General features: G+C 63.0%; 20 protein-coding genes. 13 read left to right on the top strand and 7 right to left on the bottom strand.

The window, feature by feature from the left end; all coding sequences use genetic code 11:
* Positions 1 to 149 precede the first annotated feature (149 nt).
* Complete coding sequence (gene sbcB, locus IN820_RS15695; RefSeq protein WP_193681857.1) at positions 150 to 1580, top strand: exodeoxyribonuclease I; 1431 nt, start codon at positions 150 to 152, stop codon at positions 1578 to 1580.
* 280 nt (positions 1581 to 1860) lie between these two features.
* Here the strand turns inward: sbcB and mvaT are convergent, their stop codons facing one another.
* Entirely contained in the window at positions 1861 to 2241 is a 381-nt protein-coding gene (mvaT, locus tag IN820_RS15690) for a histone-like nucleoid-structuring protein MvaT (protein ID WP_193681856.1), read from the bottom strand.
* Between the two features lie 392 nt (positions 2242 to 2633).
* Here mvaT and purU point away from each other — a divergent pair, with 392 nt between their 5' ends.
* From purU to IN820_RS15675, 3 genes are read left to right on the top strand one after another with little or no spacing between them, the layout of a single operon-like run.
* Positions 2634 to 3485 carry a formyltetrahydrofolate deformylase gene (gene purU / locus IN820_RS15685; RefSeq protein ID WP_193681855.1) on the top strand — a complete coding sequence of 284 codons (852 nt, stop codon included), beginning with the start codon at positions 2634 to 2636 and terminating at the stop codon, positions 3483 to 3485.
* Positions 3486 to 3498: 13 nt separating this feature from the next.
* The gene (locus tag IN820_RS15680) at positions 3499 to 3711 is read left to right on the top strand and encodes a hypothetical protein (protein WP_193681854.1); all 213 of its coding nucleotides are present in this window, start codon (positions 3499 to 3501) and stop codon (positions 3709 to 3711) included.
* A 42-nt stretch (positions 3712 to 3753) separates the two neighbouring features.
* Positions 3754 to 5229: a helicase HerA-like domain-containing protein gene (locus IN820_RS15675; protein WP_193681853.1), complete on the top strand. Its 1476-nt coding sequence runs from the start codon at positions 3754 to 3756 to the stop codon at positions 5227 to 5229.
* Between the two features lie 327 nt (positions 5230 to 5556).
* Here the strand turns inward: IN820_RS15675 and IN820_RS15670 are convergent, their stop codons facing one another.
* The 3 genes from IN820_RS15670 to yaaA all read right to left on the bottom strand — a co-directional run bounded on the left by IN820_RS15670 (position 5557) and on the right by yaaA (position 9156).
* Positions 5557 to 5775, bottom strand: coding sequence for a hypothetical protein (locus IN820_RS15670; RefSeq protein WP_193681852.1), 219 nt, complete (start codon positions 5773 to 5775; stop codon positions 5557 to 5559).
* 361 nt (positions 5776 to 6136) lie between these two features.
* Entirely contained in the window at positions 6137 to 7582 is a 1446-nt protein-coding gene (locus tag IN820_RS15665; RefSeq protein WP_193681851.1) for a mannose-1-phosphate guanylyltransferase/mannose-6-phosphate isomerase, read from the bottom strand.
* A gap of 794 nt (positions 7583 to 8376) precedes the next feature.
* Entirely contained in the window at positions 8377 to 9156 is a 780-nt protein-coding gene (gene yaaA / locus IN820_RS15660) for a peroxide stress protein YaaA (protein ID WP_193681850.1), read from the bottom strand.
* A 137-nt stretch (positions 9157 to 9293) separates the two neighbouring features.
* Here yaaA and dmeF point away from each other — a divergent pair, with 137 nt between their 5' ends.
* From dmeF to moaE, 5 genes are all read left to right on the top strand, one after another.
* Positions 9294 to 10274 (top strand): CDF family Co(II)/Ni(II) efflux transporter DmeF, encoded by a 981-nt coding sequence (dmeF, locus tag IN820_RS15655; protein WP_193681849.1) that lies wholly within the window; start codon positions 9294 to 9296, stop codon positions 10272 to 10274.
* Between the two features lie 258 nt (positions 10275 to 10532).
* On the top strand, positions 10533 to 11921 hold the full coding sequence (locus IN820_RS15650) for a PhoH family protein (protein WP_193681848.1): 1389 nt from the start codon (positions 10533 to 10535) through the stop codon (positions 11919 to 11921).
* A 347-nt stretch (positions 11922 to 12268) separates the two neighbouring features.
* A complete protein-coding gene (gene moaC / locus IN820_RS15645) occupies positions 12269 to 12739 on the top strand; it encodes a cyclic pyranopterin monophosphate synthase MoaC (RefSeq protein WP_193681847.1) in 471 nt (156 codons plus the stop codon).
* Positions 12736 to 12984 (top strand): MoaD/ThiS family protein, encoded by a 249-nt coding sequence (locus tag IN820_RS15640; protein WP_193681846.1) that lies wholly within the window; start codon positions 12736 to 12738, stop codon positions 12982 to 12984. The genes moaC and IN820_RS15640 overlap by 4 nt, the downstream gene beginning before the upstream one ends.
* A gap of 2 nt (positions 12985 to 12986) precedes the next feature.
* Positions 12987 to 13439 carry a molybdopterin synthase catalytic subunit MoaE gene (gene moaE, locus IN820_RS15635; protein ID WP_193681845.1) on the top strand — a complete coding sequence of 151 codons (453 nt, stop codon included), beginning with the start codon at positions 12987 to 12989 and terminating at the stop codon, positions 13437 to 13439.
* A gap of 228 nt (positions 13440 to 13667) precedes the next feature.
* Here moaE and IN820_RS15630 read toward each other — a convergent pair whose 3' ends face one another.
* From IN820_RS15630 to IN820_RS15620, 3 genes are all read right to left on the bottom strand, one after another.
* Positions 13668 to 13832, bottom strand: a complete 165-nt coding sequence (locus IN820_RS15630; protein ID WP_193681844.1) for a hypothetical protein — start codon at positions 13830 to 13832, stop codon at positions 13668 to 13670.
* A 109-nt stretch (positions 13833 to 13941) separates the two neighbouring features.
* The gene (gene rhlB / locus IN820_RS15625; RefSeq protein WP_193681843.1) at positions 13942 to 15384 is read right to left on the bottom strand and encodes an ATP-dependent RNA helicase RhlB; all 1443 of its coding nucleotides are present in this window, start codon (positions 15382 to 15384) and stop codon (positions 13942 to 13944) included.
* A gap of 392 nt (positions 15385 to 15776) precedes the next feature.
* Positions 15777 to 16436 (bottom strand): alpha/beta hydrolase, encoded by a 660-nt coding sequence (locus IN820_RS15620; protein WP_193681842.1) that lies wholly within the window; start codon positions 16434 to 16436, stop codon positions 15777 to 15779.
* A gap of 348 nt (positions 16437 to 16784) precedes the next feature.
* Here IN820_RS15620 and IN820_RS15615 point away from each other — a divergent pair, with 348 nt between their 5' ends.
* From IN820_RS15615 to IN820_RS15600, 4 genes are all read left to right on the top strand, one after another.
* Positions 16785 to 17813, top strand: a complete 1029-nt coding sequence (locus tag IN820_RS15615) for an amino acid ABC transporter substrate-binding protein (RefSeq protein WP_193681841.1) — start codon at positions 16785 to 16787, stop codon at positions 17811 to 17813.
* 200 nt (positions 17814 to 18013) lie between these two features.
* Complete coding sequence (locus IN820_RS15610; protein ID WP_193681840.1) at positions 18014 to 19198, top strand: amino acid ABC transporter permease; 1185 nt, start codon at positions 18014 to 18016, stop codon at positions 19196 to 19198.
* Positions 19199 to 19202: 4 nt separating this feature from the next.
* Positions 19203 to 20300: an amino acid ABC transporter permease gene (locus IN820_RS15605; RefSeq protein ID WP_193681839.1), complete on the top strand. Its 1098-nt coding sequence runs from the start codon at positions 19203 to 19205 to the stop codon at positions 20298 to 20300.
* 9 nt (positions 20301 to 20309) lie between these two features.
* Positions 20310 to 21077 carry an amino acid ABC transporter ATP-binding protein gene (locus IN820_RS15600; protein WP_193681838.1) on the top strand — a complete coding sequence of 256 codons (768 nt, stop codon included), beginning with the start codon at positions 20310 to 20312 and terminating at the stop codon, positions 21075 to 21077.
* Positions 21078 to 21226 lie beyond the last annotated feature (149 nt).

The following is a 21226-nucleotide window of genomic DNA, read 5'->3' as shown; positions in this document are numbered from 1 at the left end:
GTGATTATGGCCGAATGCCGGTGTCGTTGCGGGACGTCGGCCGCAAAGAGGGCGTTCGGGGCGCCGTGCTGTGCGGCGCTGCAACGCGGCTTGTGGCGAAATCTCAACAGACCCTAGACTGGCTGCCGCTGATCGAGAAGGATCTTTACGTGACTCCGAGCATTTTCTGGTATGACTTCGAGACCACCGGCATCTCCCCGAGCCGCGATCGCCCCTTGCAGGTTGCCGGCATTCGCACCAACGAGGCGCTCGAGGAGATAGGTGAGCCGCTGAATATCTATTGCCGCCCCGCGGACGATATTCTGCCCCACCCGGCCGCCTGCCTGGTCACCGGCATCACCCCGGCAATACTGCAGCAGAAGGGGCTTTGCGAAGCCGAGTTCGTCCAGCGCCTGCATCGGGAACTGGCCGCGCCCGGGACCTGCGGCGCCGGTTACAACAGCCTGCGTTTCGATGACGAGGTGACCCGCTACAGCCTGTACCGCAACTTCTTCGATCCCTACGCAAGGGAATGGCAGGGTGGCAACAGTCGCTGGGACCTGATCGATCTGGTGCGCACCGCCTATGCGCTGCGTCCCGAAGGGCTGGTCTGGCCGGAAGAGGACGGGCGAGTGACGCTCAAGCTCGAACGCCTGAGCGCCGCCAACGGGCTGGAGCATCTGCAGGCGCACGATGCGTTGTCCGATGTGCGCGCCACCATTGCCCTGGCGAAGCTCATTCGCAGTCGCCAGCCACGGCTGTACGACTATCTCTACAACCTGCGACGCAAGCATGCGGTGCTCGAGCAGATCGAGCTGCTCAAGCCGCTGGTCCATGTGTCCGGGCGCTTTTCGGCGGCCCGGCATTTCCTCTCCATTGTCCTGCCGCTGGCGTGGCATCCGCGCAATCGCAACGCGCTGATCGTCTGCGATCTGCAGGCCGACCCCGGTCCGCTGTGGCAGGAGCCGGCCGAGACCTTGCGCCAGCGTCTTTATACGCGTCGCGAAGCGCTCGCCGAGGGTGCGCTGCCGGTGCCCCTGAAGCTGGTGTACGTCAATCGCTGTCCGGTCCTGGCACCGCTCAAGGTGCTGCGCGAGGCCGACGTCCAGCGCCTGGGGCTGGACGTGCACGGTTGCCAGTCGCGCGCCGCCGCGTTGCGTGAAAACCGCCAAGGCTGGAGCGGCAAGCTGGACGAGATCTACCGAGAGGAGGGCTTTGCCGCGAGTGAGGACCCCGAGCAACAGTTATATGACGGCTTTCTCCGTGAGCGGGACCGGCACTTATGCGAGCAAGTCCGAAGCCTGTCGCCGGCGGAGCTGGCCAGGCAGACATGGTCGTTCGATGATTCCCGCCTTGCGGAATTGCTGTTTCGCTACCGCGCCCGCAATTTTCCGGACGCCTTGTCCACGCAAGAGCAGTTGCAATGGCAGCAGTTCTGCCGGCGTCGGTTGAGTGAACCCGCATGGGGCGCGCCCAATACCCTGGCGCAGTTCGAGCAGGACATGCAGTCATTCCTGGCCAGCGCCACGCCGGCGCAACAGGAACTCCTGCAACTGTGGCATCACTACGGGCAGCGCTTGCGGGAGCGTTATCTGTGCTGACTCAGAAGTTGCCTGTTCGATTCTGGCGGCGCCCTTTGCCGTCAGGCGGCGTTGCCACTTCTCGCCCCAGTGCTGTTGTCATGGCTCGCCGCGATGCTCGCCTGACAGCACACGTTCTAACGCAAGGACTCCGCGCGCTCATGCTGCATTGAATATCGGCTTGTCCGACCTTCGCTCGACGGACTCTTCGGCGGGCCTGAGTTCCATACGAAAAAACGCCGTTTCTCGACACGCGCATACGCGTCGAGAAACGGCGTTTCGTTATAAAGAACCGCTTTGCTTAGCCGAGCAGGGTGGCCCAGCTTTCAACGGTTTCGGAGCCCCACTGGGCTTTCCATTCTTTCAGTGTCTTGTGATTACCACCTTTGGTTTCAATCACTTCGCCGGTGTGCGGGTTCTTGTACTGCTTGACGCGGCGCGCGCGCTTGCTGGCGACCGGGGCTTTGGCAGAACGCGGGGCTTTGCTGGTGCGCGCGGCATCCGGATCGAGCAGGGCAATGATGTCACGCAGCGACTTCTGGTATTCGCCCATGAGTTCGCGCAGCTTGCCTTCGAACTCGAGTTCCTTTTTCAGCTTGTCATCTTCCGAGAGTGACTTCAGCCGCTCCTGAAGTTCCTTGATGGCCTCTTCAGTGGCGCGATATTCATTGATCAGTGACATATGACTTCCTTGGGATAGGTTTGAACGCAAGTGACAGCAATGATAGGCCTGCGTAATGCGCAAGTAAATATAGAGTGCTAAAAAACCATGGCAAGTATTTGCAGGAAATATTTCGAGTCTGGAGAGGTGCGTTACGCCGGCTGGCGAGCCTCAACTAATACTCGGCGCAATATTCTGGTTTATTGGACAAGTTTTAGCGTGAGCCTTAACCGCCACATGAGACGATGGTTTTAAGCGCTGCCGCCGTCGGTGCGGGCTCGTCCAGCGACTGTCTTCGCCTTTTAGTTGGCTGACGAAGGCTGCCGCGGCTGTGCTTAACTCGATGGCTGTGCTTTTGCTTGCTGGGCTAGAATGCGGCGTCCTACTTTTTTTGAGCCGGAGTAACCCTTTAAATGCGCACTTTCAGGCTGGTCATTGCCTGTCCCGATGGCGTTGGCATTGTCGCCAAGGTCAGTAATTTCCTTGCTACCTACAATGGCTGGATCACTGAAGCCAACCACCATTCCGATCATCAGAGCGGTTGGTTCTTCATGCGCCACGAGATTCGCGCGGATTCGCTGCCCTTCGATCTGGAGGGGTTCCGCCAGGCCTTCGCGCCTATCGCCCGCGAGTTTTCCATGGAGTGGCGCATCACCGACTCCGAGCAACGCAAGCGGGTGGTGCTGATGGCCAGCCGCGAGTCGCACTGTCTGGCCGATCTGTTGCACCGCTGGCACAGCGGCGAGTTGGATTGCGATATTCCTTGCGTGATTTCCAACCATGACGACCTGCGCAGCATGGTCGAGTGGCACGGCATTCCGTATTTCCACGTCCCGGTCGAGCCCGGGAAAAAGCAGGAGGCCTTCGCCGAGGTGACCCGCCTGGTGCGTGAGCAGCGGGCGGACGTGATCGTACTGGCGCGCTACATGCAGATCCTGCCTTCGGAGCTGTGCGCCGAGTTCGCCCAGCGCGTCATCAATATCCATCACAGCTTCCTGCCTTCTTTCATCGGCGCCAAGCCCTACCATCAGGCCTCGCTGCGTGGCGTGAAGCTGGTCGGCGCGACCTGTCACTACGTCACCGAAGAGCTGGACGCCGGGCCGATCATCGAGCAGGACGTGGTCCGTGTCAGCCATCGCGACAGCATCGAGGACATGGTCCGTCTCGGCAAGGACGTGGAGAAGATGGTGCTTTCCCGTGGCCTGCGCTATCACTTGCAGGACCGCGTGCTGGTGCACAGCAACAAGACGCTGGTGTTCAACTGAGTCAGGAGCCGTCATGGGCGATCCCCTCGAGCGAGCCGCTTCGAAGGCGCTGCCGATCATCGGGAGCGGCTGTACCCGGCGTTACGATCCCGAGGCGCTGACGCCCGAGCATGGCGCCGAGTTCGCCGAGGCCGCGGCGCTCTGGGCCCGGCTGCAGGAACAGGAAAAGGCCGAACCTGCGCTGCCGGACGGGCATGATGATGATGCGGATGGACGGGAACGCTGACAGGACATCCTCACAGACGCTGCATGATAGGGAGATGGGCCGATGAAGGCATTGATCGACCGCCTGGTGCTCGGCGCCGATGCCAGTGGCGAACCCAACGGCCAGTCTCTGCGTCTGGCCAATCGGCACGGGCTGATCGCCGGCGCCACGGGGACCGGCAAGACGGTGACCCTGCAGCGCCTGGTCGAGCAGTTCAGCGATGCCGGGGTCGCGGTGTTCGCCGCCGACATCAAGGGTGATCTGTGCGGCCTGGGTGCCGCGGGTGCGCCGCAAGGCAAGATCGCCGAGCGCATCGCCGGCATGCCCTGGCTGGGCCACCAGCCACAGGCCTACCCGGTGACCCTGTGGGACGTGCATGGTCGCAGCGGTCATCCCTTGCGCACCACCCTGAGCGAGATGGGGCCGTTGCTGCTGGGCAATCTGCTCGACCTGAGCGATAGCCAGCAGGCGGCGCTCTATGCCGCGTTCATGGTGGCGGACCGGGAAGGCCTGCTGCTGCTCGACCTGAAGGATCTGAAGGCGCTGCTCAACCACCTCAAGGCCGATCCGCAGATGCTGGGCGAGGAGAGCGCGCTGTTCACCGGCGCCTCGGCCCAGGCATTGTTGCGGCGCCTGGCGACGCTGGAGCAGCAGGGAGCGGAGGCGTTGTTCGGCGAGCCGGCGCTGCAGCTCGAGGATCTGTTGCATCCGGATCGTGACGGCAGAGGCCGTATCCATCTGCTCGACGCCCGCGTACTGGTGCACGAGGCGCCGAAGGTCTATGCCACGTTCCTGTTGTGGTTGCTGGCCGAACTGTTCGAGCAGCTTCCGGAGCGCGGCGATGCCGACAGGCCCTTGCTGGCGCTGTTCTTCGATGAGGCGCACCTGCTGTTTGGCGATACGCCCAAGGCACTGCAGGAGCGGCTGGTACAGGTGGTACGGCTGATCCGCTCGAAGGGCGTGGGCGTCTACTTCGTGACCCAGTCGCCGAGCGATCTGCCGGATCAGGTCCTGGCGCAGCTCGGGCTGCGTATCCAGCATGGCCTGCGGGCTTATACGGTCAAGGAACAGAAAGCGCTGCGCTCGGTGGCCGATGGCTTGCGCGCCAATCCGGCATTTTCCACCCTCGAGGTGCTGACCGAATTGGGGATCGGCGAGGCGCTGGTCGGCGGGCTGGACGAAAAAGGTACGCCGGCGATGGTTCAGCGAGTGTCGATTGCGCCGCCGCAGTCGCGCGTGGGGCCGCTGAGCGAAGACGAGCGTGCAGGTCTCATCGCCCGATCGGCTTTGCGCGGGCGCTACGACAAGCCCATCGATCGCGAGTCGGCTTACGAAATGCTCAGTGCCAGGGCACGGCAAGCCGCAACGCGCAGCCCCGAGGTGCCCGAAAAAGCCCGGAGCAGTCGGGGCAGGAGCGATGGCGGTCTGGGAGATCTGGCCGAGCGGGCGGTGAAAAGTGCGCTGAGCCAGGCGGCCAGTCAACTGGGGCGGCAGTTGGCCAGGGGCTTGCTGGGTTCACTGCTCGGCAGCAAACGCTGATCAGTCCGGCAGGGTAAGGCTGACGCTACCTCAACTACCGTTAATACGCGGCATCATGCCTGCCGTGGTTTGCGCCATTGTAATGCGCCGTCAACGAGCGCAAGTGCCCTGTCCGGTTAGTTTGCTAATTCACCGGGCATTATGTTGCAGGAGCCAGCTTGCTGGCGATCATCGGCAATGCTGGTCGGGATCGCCAGCAAGGACTAGAGGCCGACGTTCGAAAGGCTCTTGCGCTTATCCCGAGTCGCGGCAACGCGTGGATAAACGAACTTCCAAGACAGTCCACTAGCCGGGGGGATTACAGGCCGCTCCTGAAGAGGGCGGTGTTCAGGCTTGCCCGTGGGAAACGTTTTCCAGATCGGAGCGTTCCTTTTCCATCTTCTGCAGTTCCTGCTGGAACACCTGATCCAGAACGGAGGGTTTTTTACGCCATGGCTTGCGTTCGGGCTCGCGTTCGGCGGCGTAAGTCGTTACTTCTCCGCCATAAACGTCGGTAAAGCGCTGCGCCTGACGCTCAAGTTCGGCGCGCAGTTCGTCTTTTGTCACGTAATTGACCTATATGGATGCGTTGACAATGCATCTTGAAATGTGGGCGAGCACAAGCAGCTGTAACCGAAGTTTGCCGGCTCGGCAGAAGCTTTATAGCTATACGACGCTGTTGAATTGAAAAGGTTTACGCATGGCCGGCGCAAGCTGCAAAAGCGTGCGCAAACGTGCAGTAGTTCAAAAAACGCGGGGGTTAGCGCTGCGTATTTCAGCTTGTGCGGGCAAGCGGAACTTGGGCATTGCAGCAATGACAGCGTCATTGCAACAGGTTTTGCAAGTATGCGCCCTCTGGCTGTGCAGGGCAAAGGCTCAGAGAAAAAGAAACCCGCGACAGGCGCGGGTTCTTTTATCGTTGGCTGGCTCAGCGGGCGATATTGGCCTCGTTGCCATGCTCGGCGCGGCCGTAAACATCGTCGAACCGCTCGATATCATCTTCGCCCAGATAGCTGCCGGACTGCACTTCGATGATTTCCAGCGGGATCTTGCCGGGGTTGGCCAGACGGTGTACCGATGTGATCGGAATATAGGTCGACTGGTTTTCGGTGAGCAGGAAGGTCTTGTCGTTGCAGGTGACCTGTGCCGTGCCGGAAACCACGATCCAGTGTTCCGCGCGATGGTGATGCATCTGCAGCGAGAGGCTGGCGCCCGGCTTCACGCAGATGCGCTTGACCTGGAAGCGACCGCCCACGTCCACCGAGTCGTACCAGCCCCAGGGGCGATACACGGCGCAATGGTTCTTGGTCTCGCTACGGTCTTGTGCGTCGAGCTGGTTGACCAGCTTCTTGACGTCCTGGACCTTGTCCCTGTGCGCCACCATCATGGCGTCCTTGGTTTCCACCACGACGATATTTTCCAGGCCGAGCACGGTGACCAGCTTGCCGTTGCCATGCACCAGGCAGTTGCGCGAGTCTTCGGCGATCACATCGCCCTTGAGGACGTTGCCGTTCTGGTCTTTCTGGTGCACGTCCCAGATCGAAGCCCAGGAGCCGACATCGCTCCAGCCGGCCGACATCGGCACCACGCAGGCCAACTGGGTCTTTTCCATGACCGCGTAGTCGATGGAGTTGTCCGGGCAGCAGGCGAAGGTAGCCGGATCGATGAGCACTTCCTCGCCATTTTTCACGCTGCGCTCGAGCGCGAGCCAGCAGGTGTCGTAGATATCCGGATCGTGCTTCTTCAATTCATCCAGGAACACGCTGGCACGGAACAGGAACATGCCGCTGTTCCAGTAGTAATCACCCGATTCGACGTAGCTCTGCGCGCGCGCCTCATCCGGCTTCTCGACGAACTGTGCCACGCGCTTGATGCCTTCCGGCAGGTCGCCTTCACTGGCGAGGTCGCATTTGATGTAACCATATCCGGTTTCGGGGCGGGTCGGGGGAACGCCGAAAAGCACCATTTCGCCGTTTTCGGCAGCATTGGTCGCCAGCGCCAAGGAACGCTGGAATGCCTTTTGGTCTTCGATCACATGGTCGGCCGGCAGGACCAGCAACAATTCGTCGCGACCTTCGTCGACGAGCTTCATGGCGGCGATGGCGATGGCCGGTGCGGTGTTGCGACCGAAGGGCTCGAGGAGAAGGCTCTGCACGGCGAGTTTGCGCGCAGCCAGTTGCTCTTTGACGATGAAGCGATGTTCCTTGTTGCACACCAGCAACGGCTGTTGCATACCTTCGAAAGCCAGGCGTTCGATGGTCTGTTGGAACAGGGTCTGCTCGCCCGTGAGTGCAAGGAATTGCTTGGGAAACAACTTGCGGGACAGGGGCCATAGCCGGGAGCCGCTACCACCTGAAAGAATAACCGGGATCATGTTGGTTCTCCTGAATCGTTTCTAAGGTCGTTCTGCTTGTCTGTAGGTGCCAGCGCCGGGCTGCGCCTCGATTTGCCTTGTTCGGCGCGCAATCATCGCTGGATGGCCGCAACGAAAATCCGCTCCCTCTCGAGGCGGAACCTCGAGAGCGAAAACTGCTGTCAGGTACAGGCATTGCTTACGTGTGCATGGCTCGTTCGGCGCTATGCTCGATGCGTGCCGCCGGTTGCGGCCGTACGGCTGCTGCGCTCGACCGGCTGCTTGGCGGCGCCTCGCTCCGTCTTCGCGGCCCATGCGCGATGTGCTTCGCGTACGTCTCGCGCTGGGTAGGGGCGGTGCGTTCGCATGGCCGGAACCCTCCGTTCGTGCCTTGCGCGGTCTCGGTCGTGGGACCGCGTGCCGTGCGGGTTGTGGCTGACGCCTCGGCTGTTGGCCGCCGGCCCTGCAGTGTCGTCGCCCGAGGTTGCGATGGCCCTGTGGCTGCTTCCCGGCAGGGAGCGGAGTGGTTTGCAACGTCCTTCGAATGCACGTTCATGTGCGACGTCCCTTTCCAGCTGGAATTGTCGGTACGCGCTTATGATTGCCAGGGTTGCTCGATAGTTCCCATGATGGCTGCCGTTGATCGACGAGTTTTCTCGAAAGGCAAACAGGGGCCGACGAGGCGCAGTGTTGGGTCGATCCGGGCGTCGGGTAGGGGGAACAAAGGTCTGGATGGGAGCGATCAGATGTGGCGCAGAGTCGATTGGCTGGATCGGCGGCGGAGCCCCCGGCGGGCTCCGCGACCGTCGCGCGGGTCAGCTGTCGGCGCTGTCGCGCAGGAAGACCAGGCGCTGCGCCGAGGAGTCGTCGGGGCTGTAGCGATAACCTTCATGGTCGAAGGCCGGCAGTCGATCGGGATTTTCAATGCGTTCCTTGATGACCCAGCGCGCCATCAGGCCCCGGGCTTTCTTCGCATAGAAGCTGATGATCTTGTACTGCCCGTTCTTCCAATCCTTGAAGTCGACGTCGATGACCTGGGCGTTCAGCGCTTTGCGCTGCACGGCACCGAAATATTCGTTGGACGCGAGGTTGAGCAGCATCTGGTCGCCCTGTTCGGCGAGCGCCTGGTTCAGCCAGTCGCTGATGCGTGTTCCCCAGAAGGCATAGAGATCCTTGCCGCGCGGATTGGCCAGCTTGGTGCCCATCTCCAGGCGGTAGGGTTGCATCAGGTCGAGCGGGCGCAGCACCCCGTAGAGTCCGGAAAGCATGCGCAGGTGCCGCTGGGCGAAATCCAGATCGTCCTCGGAGAAGTCCTCGGCGGCGAGGCCGGTATAGACGTCGCCCTTGAAGGCGAGCAGGGCCTGCTTGGCGTTCTGCGGGGTGAACTCGGCCGTCCAGCTGCCATAGCGGGCGACGTTGAGCGCCGCCAGCTTGTCCGACAGGTGCATCAGTTCGCTGATCTGCGCCGGCGAGAAGGTGCGCAACTGTTCGATCAGCAGCTGCGAATGTTCGAGGTATTGCGGCTGGGTGAAGCGCTGGGTAATCGGCGGGGTGTCGTAATCGAGGGTCTTGGCGGGGGAAATCACCATCAGCATGTGCTGGTCTCCTTTGTGATGGCGCGATTGTAGGCGTCATCCACGACCCGGCTCCAGCTATGGGAGCGATTGATCGCGGGTGTTGACCTTGCCCGCGGGACGGGGCACAAGCTGTTTTCATCGACGAAGGAGTTCATATGTCCGACTGCAACCATGCGCAGTGGCAGCCGCCCCACGATTATCGGCCCCTCGAGCATGGCGCGGAGCGCCAGACCTGGGTGGTGGCGATCCTGACGGGCCTGACGATGCTGGTGGAGATCGTCGCCGGCTACTGGTTCAACTCGATGGCCTTGCTGGCGGACGGCTGGCACATGGCCTCGCACATGGTCGCCATCGGCCTCGCCGCCCTGGCCTATCTACTGGCGCGACGCTATGCGGCGGACCGGCGCTTCGCCTTCGGCACCTGGAAGATCGAGGTGCTGGCGGGGTTCGCCAGCGCACTGCTGCTGGTCATCGTGGCGCTGGCGATGATCGGCGAGTCCCTGCTGCGTTTCTGGTCGCCGGCGGTGATCGGATTCGACGAGGCGCTGATGGTCGCCGTGCTCGGCCTGATGGTGAACCTGGTCTCCGCCTGGCTGTTGCGCGATCAGCATGATCACGGCCATAGCCATGGTCACAACCACGACCACGGTCATGACGGGCACGAGCACCCGCATGCTGCCGGGGGACGGGACCTGAACCGGCACGCGGCATTCATCCACGTGCTGACCGACGCCCTGACGTCGGTTGCGGCGATCGTCGCTCTGCTGGGCGGCAAGTTCTTCGGCTGGAGCTGGCTGGACCCGGCGATGGGGATCGTCGGCGCCGTGGTCATCCTCGTCTGGGCCCAGGGCCTGCTACGGGATACGGCCAAGGCGCTGCTGGATCGGGAAATGGACGATCCGCTGGTGCGCAGGGTACGGGAGAAGCTGGAAGGCGTGCCTGATACCGAAATCGCGGATCTGCATCTGTGGCGCGTAGGCCGCGCGCAGTACGGCTGCATCCTGAGCGTGGTGACGCATCAGGCTTATACCGCAGACCATTACAAGACTGCGCTGCAGAGCTTCCCACAGCTGGTGCACGTCACCGTCGAAGTGAACCGCTGCGACGAAAGCGCACACCGCGAACGCGGACTGTAGCTCGCGCGAAAGGTGCATGCCAAGGCCGTTCTGTCGATTTGCGAAAATAATTCGCATCCAACAGAAAAGTCTTTTGTCTGTCATAAGTTTTACGGTATTACCGAGTTCAGACCGCCGAACCCTGCGACACAGGTGGCGGCTCCTGGGCAGCCCCGAATCCACCGGCTTCCCTCGTCCGCTCACCTCTCTGCATGGCGGTTTCCCTGCGGCGCAGTGCCATTGGCACTTCGTTTCTGGCCCTAGAAGAAGGTGATCGGTATGGATGACTTTGGCAGATCTCGTGCTACCCAGCCCACGCTCTACGTCCTCGACACGAATGTCCTGATCCACGATCCCAACGCGTTATTGAATTTCCAGGAACACCAGGTCGCGATTCCCATGACCGTGCTCGAGGAGCTCGATCAGCTCAAGACCGGCAAGCACAGCGTGGCGGCCGAGTGCCGTCAGGCGATCCGCCTGATCGACAAGCTGCTGGGCGACGCCACGCCGGAAGAGGTCGAGGTGGGTGTGCCGATCCAGCGCGGCAAGAGCGGACCCCGTGGCAGCCTTTCGATTCTCATGAGCAAGCGCGCCGAGACCAACGCGTTACCGGAAGACCTGAACGACAACAAGATCATCAATCAGGTCGTCGAGCTCAGCAAGGAACGGCCCGGCGTGCCGGTGGTGCTGGTCACCAAGGACATCAACATGCGTCTGAAGGCGCGTGCCTGCGGCGTGGCGGCGGAGGATTACCACACCGACCAGCTGGTCGACGACGTGGGCCAGTTGTCCCCGGGCTATCACAGCGTCAGCGGTTCGTTCTGGGATCGCGTGAGCAAGGTGGAGACCCATCAGGGCCATGGGCGCACCTGGCATCGCGTACAGCTGACCGACAACCTGCCGGCCGTGCATATCAACGAATTCATCATCGACGAGCAGGGCTTCGTCGGCTGGATCAAGGGCATCAAGGGCGGCGAACTGCTGCTGCTCGACCTGCATCAGGAGCCGCTGCTGCATCAGGAAGCCTGGGGGCTGCGGCCGCGCGACATCCATCAGGCGCTGGCGCTGTTCACCCTGCTCGATCCGGATATCCACCTGGTCAATCTTTCCGGCGCGGCGGGATCGGGCAAGACCATCCTGGCGCTGGCCGCCGCCATCGAGCAGACGGTGGTGAGCAAGCGCTATCGACGCATCATCGCCACCCGCAGCGTACAGGGCCTGGACGAGGACATCGGCTTCCTGCCCGGTACCGAAGCGGAGAAGATGGAGCCCTGGCTGGGTGCCATCACCGATAACCTCGAAGCCCTTCACATGGACGACGAGAACACCCACGGCAGCATCGACTACATCCTGCAGAAGGTGCCCCTGCAGTTCAAATCGCTGAACTACATCCGCGGCCGCAGCTTCCAGCAGAGCCTGATCCTGATCGACGAGTGCCAGAACCTCACGCCGCACCAGATGAAAACCATCATCACCCGCGCCGGCAATGGCTCCAAGGTGGTCTGCCTGGGCAACCTGGCGCAGATCGACACGCCTTATCTCTCGGCGACCAGCTCCGGGCTGACCTACCTGACCGAGCGCTTCAAGGACTTCCCCCACGGCGTGCATATCACCCTGCAGGGCGTGCCGCGCTCGGTGCTTGCGGAATATGCCGAAGCGCATATGTAAAAAGCAGCGGCAAGCTGCAAGCCATAAGCTGCAAGAAAAAGCGCAAAAGCGGCGGCAGTGCGCAGTGTGAGTCGGGCAGCGTTCCGCTTCGGTAGGGTGGGTCGGGCGGCGATCCGTTTCAGCCCACCAAACGCCAGCAAAAAGTCTTGGCAGGTGTTTGGTGCCAGCCCGCACGCTGAATTTGCTTGCAGCTGAGGTCGGGTCACGCTTCACTGACCCGACGAGCGGAGTCACGGTGGATGTAAAAAGCGACATCCACCCTACGCTAGCTTGCAGCTTGCAGCTTGCAGCTTGCAGCTTGCAGCTGAGCTAAACTGCCGTTCCTTATAGTTTCAGCAGGATTCCCCATGCTCACCCATCTCGACTTCCAGGGCCGTGCCAGCATGGTCGACGTCACCGACAAGGCCGTCACCACGCGTGAGGCGGTGGCCGAGGCGCGCGTGCGGATGCTGCCGCAGACGCTGCAGATGATCCAGCAGGGCGGTCATCCCAAGGGCGACGTCTTCGCCGTGGCGCGAATCGCCGGTATCCAGGCGGCGAAGAAGACCCATGAACTGATCCCGCTCTGCCATCCGCTGCTGCTCACCAGCATCAAGGTCGAACTGGAGGCGGACGGCGAGGACGGCGTGCGGATTCGCGCCACCTGCAAACTGGCCGGGCAGACCGGCGTGGAGATGGAGGCGCTGACTGCCGCCAGCGTGGCTGCGCTGACCATCTACGACATGTGCAAGGCGGTGGACCGCGGCATGGTCATCGAAGGCGTGCGCCTGCTGGAAAAACTGGGAGGCAAGAGCGGCCACTGGCAGGTGCAGGCATGATCTCGATTCAATATTTCGCCCGTTACCGGGAAGCCCTCGGCATCGATGGCGAGCGTCTCGAATGGGATGCCTCGCTGGCCTGCGTGGACGACGTGCGTCAGCGTCTGCTGGCGCGCGGTGGCGAGTGGCGGGTACTTGGCGAGCAGAACCTGATGTGCGCGCGCAACCAGGAACTCTGCGGCCTCGACGAGGCCGTGGCCGACGGCGACGAGGTGGCCTTCTTTCCGACCGTGACCGGAGGCTGAGCATGAGCGTTCGCGTACAACAGGCACCGTTCGACCCCGGCGTCGAACTCAATGCGCTGCATGCGGCCAACCTGGGCATCGGCGCGGTGGCCGGGTTCGTCGGTTACGTGCGGGATTTCAACGACGGGCAGGAGGTTGCCGGCATGTTCCTCGAGCATGCGCCGGGCATGACCGAGAAGGCCCTGGCGAAGATCGTCGAGGAGGCCGAACAGCGCTGGCCGCTGCTGCGCCTGGACGTGCTGCATCGCGTCGGCACGCTGGAGCCCGGCGAGCCGATCGTCTTCGTCGGCGCCGCCAGTGCGCATCGCGATGCGGCGTTCGACGCGTGCCGTTTCGTCATGGACTATCTGAAGACGCGGGCGCCGTTCTGGAAGAAAGAAACGACGCCCGAGGGCCCACGCTGGGTGGACGGCCGCGATAGCGACCAGACCGCCGCCGACCGCTGGAAGGCGTGAGCCCGCTCAATCGCGAGGGCATCGACGGCGGGGTATGGGGGCCGGCCCGCGCCCAGTCGTGGCGCTAGCCCCCCGCCAGACGGAGGTGCGCACATTGGTTTGCCGGTATCGAGCACCTTCGTCGCTTCATGCTGCGGCAACTGTCAGCCCTTGCGCTGGATCGCCAGCGCAGATGGGATGCTCGAGAAACTGCATCGATGTTATTCGCCTGTCGCTGGGACAGAAACACTAGCTAAAGGTGATGTATACCTTGAAGGCGATGGTGGAGAACATCGTCAGCATGCCGGCCGCGATCATGCCGATGCCCCAGCCCCGGTCGCGAAAGTTGTAGCCGAAGCCCAGCAGGACGAAGCCCGTTCCGATCAGGATGATCAGCCAGTCGATATGCTGCATGGACGAACTCCGTTCTCTGCGGGAAATGCTGTCAATTTAGTCCTTTCGGAACCAGGCGTAATGACCTGTATCAGCCCCGCGGGCGAGGCTGAACGACAAGCCTGGCCGATCAGCGCTGCGTGCGTGGGACCGGCGCGAGCAGTTCGGCGGGCGGCATCTCGCACTGGATCTTGCGGCCGATCAGCGCTTCGATCGGAGGCAGGGCGAAGGCGTCGTCCTCGCCGGCGAAGCTGATCGAGGTGCCACTGGTGCCCGCGCGGCCGGTACGGCCGATGCGGTGCACGTAGTCGTCCGGATCTTCCGGCAGGGTGAAGTTGATCACGTGGCTGATGCCGTCGACGTGGATGCCGCGGCCGGCGACGTCGGTGGCCACCAGGACGCGGATCTTGCCTTCGCGGAAGCCTTCCAGGGTCCTGATGCGCTTGTGCTGCGGCACGTCGCCGGACATCTGCGCGGCACTGATGCCATCCTTGGTCAGGCGCTCCTCGATTCGCCGCACTTCATCCTTGCGGTTGGCGAAGACCATCACTCGCGTCCAGTCGTTCTGCGTGATCAGGTTGTACAGCAGCCTGTACTTGTCGCTGCCGGCGACGGCATAGACGTGTTGTTCGACGGTGTCGCTGGCGACGTTCTCCGGCTCGATCTCGACCACGGCCGGGTTGATGGTCCATTGCCGGGCCAGGTTCATCACGTCATCGGTGAAGGTGGCGGAGAACAGCAGGGTCTGGCGTTCGCTCTTGGGCGGCGTCTGGCGGATGATCTGGCGCACCTGGGGGATGAAACCCATGTCGAGCATGCGGTCGGCTTCGTCCAGCACCATCACCTCGACCATGTCCAGGTGCACTTCGCCGCGCTGGTTGAAATCCAGCAGACGGCCGGGCGTGGCGACCAGGATGTCGCAGTACTTCGATTCCAGCGCCTTGAGCTGCTTGTCGAAGTCCATGCCGCCGACGAAGCTCATCACGTTGAGGTTGGTGTACTTGGTCAGGTCCAGGGCGTCGTTGGCGATCTGCACCACCAGTTCGCGGGTCGGCGCGATGATCAGCGCGCGCGGCTCGCCCATGTAGCGATCCTTCGGCGGCGGCGTTTCGAGCAACTGGGTGATGGTGGAAATGAGGAAGGCCGCCGTCTTGCCGGTGCCGGTCTGCGCGCGGCCGATGGCGTCCTGGCCCTTGAGGGTGTAGCCGAGGACCTGCGCCTGGATCGGCGTGCAATAGGGGAAGCCCAGGTCGTGGATCGCGTGCATCAGCTCGGGGGCGAGCTTGAAATCATGGAAGCGGGTCTTGCCTTCGGCCGGCTCGACCACGAAGTCTTCCGGTTTCCAGGCCGGAGCGGCCGGTTTGGCGGGTTTGCTGCTGCGCTGACGTCGTGGCTTGTCGGCTGTGCGCTCGGTCGGCGCCTGCTGCGCCGCGCTGTCGGTTTTTTCCGCCGGCTTCTGTGGGGCGGGCTTGGTGCGCCGTGGCGCCTCGTCGTGGTTCCGGGTGCTGCTGGCCGGCACGGCGGGCTGTTCGCCCGGGGCCTTGCCGAAGATTTTCTTGAGTGCTTTGAGCACGGTCTTCTCGTCGTCAGATAGGAAAGAGTCGCGCGTCAGTGTAATGCAAGATGCATGCAGGGCGAAGCCTTGCCCGTTCGCCGTCCGGATGCCCAACCGCAGAAGCAGTTGCGGCCTTGTTCCTGGACCTGGTGCAGCGCCTGGTCCGCTCGGCTGTGCGGGTGCAACTGGCTGGGCTGGTGGGCGACCAGAGAGGCGGATGGCGAGTGACAATCGGCAGAAGCTGACTTCGCCCACGCAGTCGCTGGCTTCGATGAGGCGCAGCGGGCGTCGTCATCGCAAGCCATCCTCATCGTCGCGAAAGCAGGCACCGAATCGCCTGTGCAAGCGCAGCCCCGGCGCGGCATTCGCAAACAAGCGTAGCCGCAAATGGCCGGGTCAGCGGCTGCGCGTCAGGACTTTTGCAGCGCCACCAGCCAGTCGCCGATGTCGCGGATTTCCTCCGGCAGCACTTCGTGGCTCATCGGGTATTCGCGCCAGGTGGCCTTCACGCCTGCCTGTTGCAGGCACTGGTACGCCGCGCGGCCCATCGCCGGCGGCACCACGTCGTCGCGGCTGCCGTGCAGGCACAGCACCGGATAGCGCAGGGCATCGGCAGAGAAGGTGGGGTGCTCGCCGAAAGTCGGCGCGTAGGTGGAAAGGGCGATGACGCCACCCAGCGGCCCTTGCCAGCGGAAAAAGGCGGTATGCAGCACCACGGCGCCGCCCTGGGAGAAGCCGGCGAGGACGATGCGCGCCGGATCGATGCCGGCGTCACGTTGCGCCTCGGCCAGCGCGATCAGCTGTTGCGCCGAGGCTTCCAGCTGTTCGCTGTCGATCGCCCGGGCCGGGCTCATGGCGAGAATGTCGTACCAGCTCGGCATGCTCCAGCCGCCATTGATGGTCACCGGGCGCGTCGGCGCCTGTGGCAGGACGAAGCGGGTGCTGTGCAGGCGCTGCTGCAGCGCCTCGGCGACCGGCAGGAAGTCATAGCGATCGGCGCCCAGGCCGTGCAGCCAGATGACGCAGGCGTCGGCTACGTCGGTGGGCTCGATGATCAGCGGTTCGCTCATGGTTCGGCTCCAGTAGGGGGCGGGTTGCCTCGTCTTGGGGCATGACGTTCACCACAACCGAGGAAGTTGCGCGAGATTACCCGTTCCCGGGCGGTGATAGAACCCGCGCCAGCAGCCCTGGGCCGCATTTCGCCGCGAGCTGGTACGCCGCTTGCTTTGACCTGTCGGTCCCTGGTCCCGGCCCGGTTCGAAGAACCGCAGGGATCGTGCATCGGAAAATTGCCGATCATCCACGGGCGACTAGACTCAGGTTGGATTCTGCTCTTTTTGGGTGCGTATCGGATCGCGATGGCGCCGGAGAATGGCACGACCCAGACCCGAGAATAAGAAAGCAAACTGGAGGTTTCGATGATTAGGGTGAAATCCACACTGGCCGTGCTGAGCGCCGCGACGATGCTAGGGCTCAGCGGGCTGGCACAGGCGGGGGCGACTCTCGATGCGGTGCAGAAGAAAGGATTCGTGCAGTGCGGTATCAGCGACGGCCTTCCGGGCTTTTCCTTCGCCGATGCGAAGGGGCAGTATCTGGGGATCGACGTGGATGTCTGCCGTGCGGTGGCGGCCGCGGTCTTCGGCGACGCCAGCAAGGTCAAGTACAGCCCGCTGACGGCCAAGGAGCGCTTCACCGCCTTGCAGTCCGGCGAGGTCGACATGCTCTCGCGCAACACCACCTGGACCAGCTCGCGGGACGCGGCCATGGGGCTGAACTTCACCGGCGTGACCTATTACGACGGGCAGGGCTTTCTGGTGAACAAGGAGCTCGGCGTCAGCAGCGCCAAGGAACTGGATGGTGCCACCGTCTGTATTCAGGCCGGGACCACCACCGAGCTGAATCTCTCCGACTATTTCCGCGCCAACAATCTGAAATACACCCCCATCACTTACGACACCTCCGACGAGAGCGCCAAGTCGCTGGAGTCCGGCCGGTGCGACGTGTTGACGTCCGACCAGTCGCAGCTGTATGCCCAGCGCATCAAGCTGGCCAAGCCCGATGACTACGTGGTGCTGCCGGAAGTGATCTCCAAGGAGCCGCTCGGCCCGGCGGTTCGCCAGGGCGACGAGGAGTGGTTCGACATCGTCCGCTGGACCCTGTTCGCCATGCTCAATGCCGAAGAGCTGGGCGTCACCTCGGCCAACGTAGAGGACATGGCCAAGAGCACCAAGAATCCCGACGTGGCCCGCCTGCTGGGCGCCGAGGGGGAATACGGCAAGGACCTGAAGCTGCCGAAGGACTGGGCGGTGCAGATCGTCAAGCAGGTCGGCAACTATGGCGAGATCTTCGATCGCAACGTCGGTGCCGGCAGCGAGCTGAAGATCGAGCGCGGCCTCAATGCCCTCTGGAACGACGGCGGCGTGCAATACGCCCCGCCGGTACGTTGATCGAACGGGGTCGGCTACACCGTAGTGCTGTTCACTTAACTGTCGGTTGGGCATGTGAATCCCTCTCCCGCCAAGGGAGAGGGGAGCTGCGATGTCCGACGCTTATTTGAACAACATAACGGCTGCACCGGCCCCGTTTCCAAGGGGAGAAGCGTCGCCGGTGCGCACAACGCGCCGGCGGCGCCGTATGAGGACTTTCGATGCGAACCATCGACAATCCCAGGCCGGCCGGCGGATCGCTACTGAACGATCCAAAGGTGCGGGCATGGCTGTTCCAGATCATCGCCGTCATCGCCGTCGTGGCATTCGGCTGGTACCTGTTCCACAACACCCAGACCAACCTTGCCCATCGCGGCATCACCTCCGGGTTCGGCTTCCTGAACAATGCCGCCGGTTTCGGCATTTCCCAGCACCTGATCGACTATAGCGAGAGCGATACGTACGGCCGGGTATTCTGGGTCGGGCTGCTCAATACCCTGCTGGTCAGCGTGATCGGCATCGTCCTCGCCACCGTCATGGGCTTCATCCTCGGTGTCGGGCGGCTGTCGAGCAACTGGCTGATCCGCCAGCTGGCGACGCTCTATATCGAGATATTTCGCAATATCCCGCCGCTGCTGCTGATCTTCTTCGTCTATTTCGCAGTGCTCAGCCCGCTGCCGGGGCCGCGCAACAGCCTGAGCCTGCTGGACGCGATCTTCATCAACAACCGTGGCGTGCAGATGCCGGCACCCAATGCCGGCGAAGGCTTCTGGCCATTCTGGCTGGCCCTGTTCGTCGCGTTGCTGGGGGTGGTTGCGCTCAGCCGCTGGGCGCGTGCCCGCCGCCATGCCAGCGGGCAGATGTTCCCGGTGTTCTGGAGCAGCCTCGGCCTGTTCATCGTGATTCCCTGGCTGGCCACGCTGATCGCCGGCGCGCCCTTCCACTGGGAAGTGCCGGAGCTGCAGCGCTTCAACATCCGTGGCGGCTGGGTGGTGATTCCCGAACTGGTGTCGATCGTCGTGGCGCTGTCGCTGTATACCGCCGCGTTCATCGGCGAAACCGTGCGCTCGGGCATCCAGTCGGTCAGCCATGGCCAGACCGAAGCGGCAGCCTCCCTCGGGCTGCGTCCCGGCCAGGTACTGCGGCTGGTGATCGTGCCGCAGGCCCTGCGGGTGATCGTGCCGCCACTGACCAGCCAGTACCTCAACCTGGCGAAGAACTCGTCCCTCGCTGCCGCCATCGGTTATCCGGACATGGTGTCGCTGTTCGCCGGCACGGTGCTCAACCAGACCGGGCAGGCCATCGAGACCATGGCCATCACCATGAGCGTCTATCTGGCCATCAGCATCAGCATCTCGCTGCTGATGAACTGGTACAACAAGCGCATAGCGCTGATCGAACGGTGAGCGCATGACCACCCATACCTTCAAGCCCGACCTGCCGCCGCCGACGATCAGCATCGGCGCGCTCGGCTGGCTGCGGGCCAATCTGTTCTCCAGCTGGCTCAACACCCTGCTGACGCTGCTGGGGCTCTACCTGGTCTGGCTGGTCGTGCCGCCAGTCCTGGAATGGGCGATTTTCAAGGCCGACTGGATAGGCGACAGCCGTTCCGACTGCAGTCGCGAGGGTGCCTGCTGGGTATTCGTGCAGGTCCGCTTCGGCCAGTTCATGTACGGCTTCTACCCCACCGAGCTGCGTTGGCGCGTGGATGCCGCGGCGTGGTTGGCGATCATCGGCGCAGCTCCGCTGCTGCTGCGGCAGATGCCGCACAAGCTGCGCTATGGCCTGGGCTACCTGGCGGTCTACCCGCTGCTGGCCTACTGGCTGCTGCATGGCGGGTTCCTCGGGTTGCAAACGGTGCCGACCAGCCAGTGGGGCGGGTTGATGCTGACGGTGGTGATCGCCGCGGTGGGCATTGCCGGTGCGTTGCCGCTGGGCATCCTGCTGGCATTGGGGCGGCGTTCGGACATGCCGGCGATTCGCGTGCTCTGCGTGACCTTCATCGAGTTCTGGCGCGGCGTGCCGCTGATCACCGTGCTGTTCATGTCTTCGGTGATGCTGCCGCTGTTCCTGCCCGAAGGCATGAACCTGGACAAGCTGCTGCGGGCGATGCTGATGGTGGTGTTCTTCGAGGCCGCCTATATCGCCGAGGTGGTGCGCGGCGGCTTGCAGGCGATCCCCAAGGGGCAGTACGAGGCCGCCGCGGCGATGGGGTTGGGCTACTGGCGCAGCACGCTGCTGGTGATCCTGCCGCAGGCGCTCAAGCTGGTGATTCCGGGCATCGTCAACACCTTCATCGCCCTGTTCAAGGACACCAGCCTGGTGATCATCATCGGCCTGTTCGACTTCCTCAACAGCATCAAGCGCGCCACCGCGGACCCGGCCTGGCTGGGCATGTCCACCGAGGGCTACGTGTTCGCCGCGCTGGTGTACTGGATGTTCTGTTTCAGCATGTCCCGCTATTCGATGCGCCTGGAGCGCAGGCTGGACACCGGCCACAAGCGTTAGGAGCTTCATATGAACGAATCAAGCAGGCAGCCCGAGCAGTCGAGCGAGCCGGTCATCCAGATGCAGGGCGTGCACAAGTGGTTCGGCCAGTTCCACGTGCTCAAGGACATCAACCTGAGCGTACGCCAGGGCGAGCGGATCGTGCTCTGCGGGCCGTCCGGCTCCGGCAAGTCCACCACCATCCGCTGTCTCAATCGGCTGGAGGAGCATCAGCAGGGGCGCATCGTCATCCACGGCGTGGAGCTGACCAACGATCTCAAGCAGATCGAGGCGATCCGCAGCGAGGTCGGCATGGTGTTCCAGCACTTCAACCTGTTCCCCCACCTGACGGTGATGCAGAACTGCATGCTGGCACCGATGTGGGTGCGCAAGCTGCCGCGGCGCCAGGCCGAGGAAATCGCCATGCACTACCTCGAGCGGGTGCGCATCCCGGAACAGGCCGACAAGTTTCCCGGGCAGCTCTCCGGTGGCCAGCAGCAGCGCGTGGCGATTGCCCGCGCCCTGTGCATGAAGCCGAAGATCATGCTGTTCGACGAGCCCACCTCGGCGCTCGACCCGGAAATGGTCAAGGAAGTGCTCGACACCATGATCGGCCTGGCCGAGAGCGGCATGACCATGCTCTGCGTGACCCACGAGATGGGCTTCGCGCGCACGGTGGCCGACCGGGTGATCTTCATGGACAAGGGCGAGATCGTCGAACAGGCCGAGCCGGAGGTGTTCTTCACCAACCCGGTCAACGACAGGACCAAGCTGTTCCTCAGCCAGATATTGCATTAAGGGCAGCTTGAAGCCGGAAGCCTGAAGCTGGAAGAAAAAAGCGGGGAAAGCAGCTTCAAGCGACAAGCCTCAAGCCGTAAGAAAAAGCTTGGCGGGCTTTCGGCGCCAGCCCGCACGCTGATTCGCTTGCAGCTTGCAGCTTGCAGCTT

The organism is Pseudomonas lopnurensis (assembly GCF_015070855.1).
Lineage (GTDB): Bacteria > Pseudomonadota > Gammaproteobacteria > Pseudomonadales > Pseudomonadaceae > Stutzerimonas > Stutzerimonas lopnurensis.
This window is presented reverse-complemented; position numbering and strand designations above follow the sequence as displayed.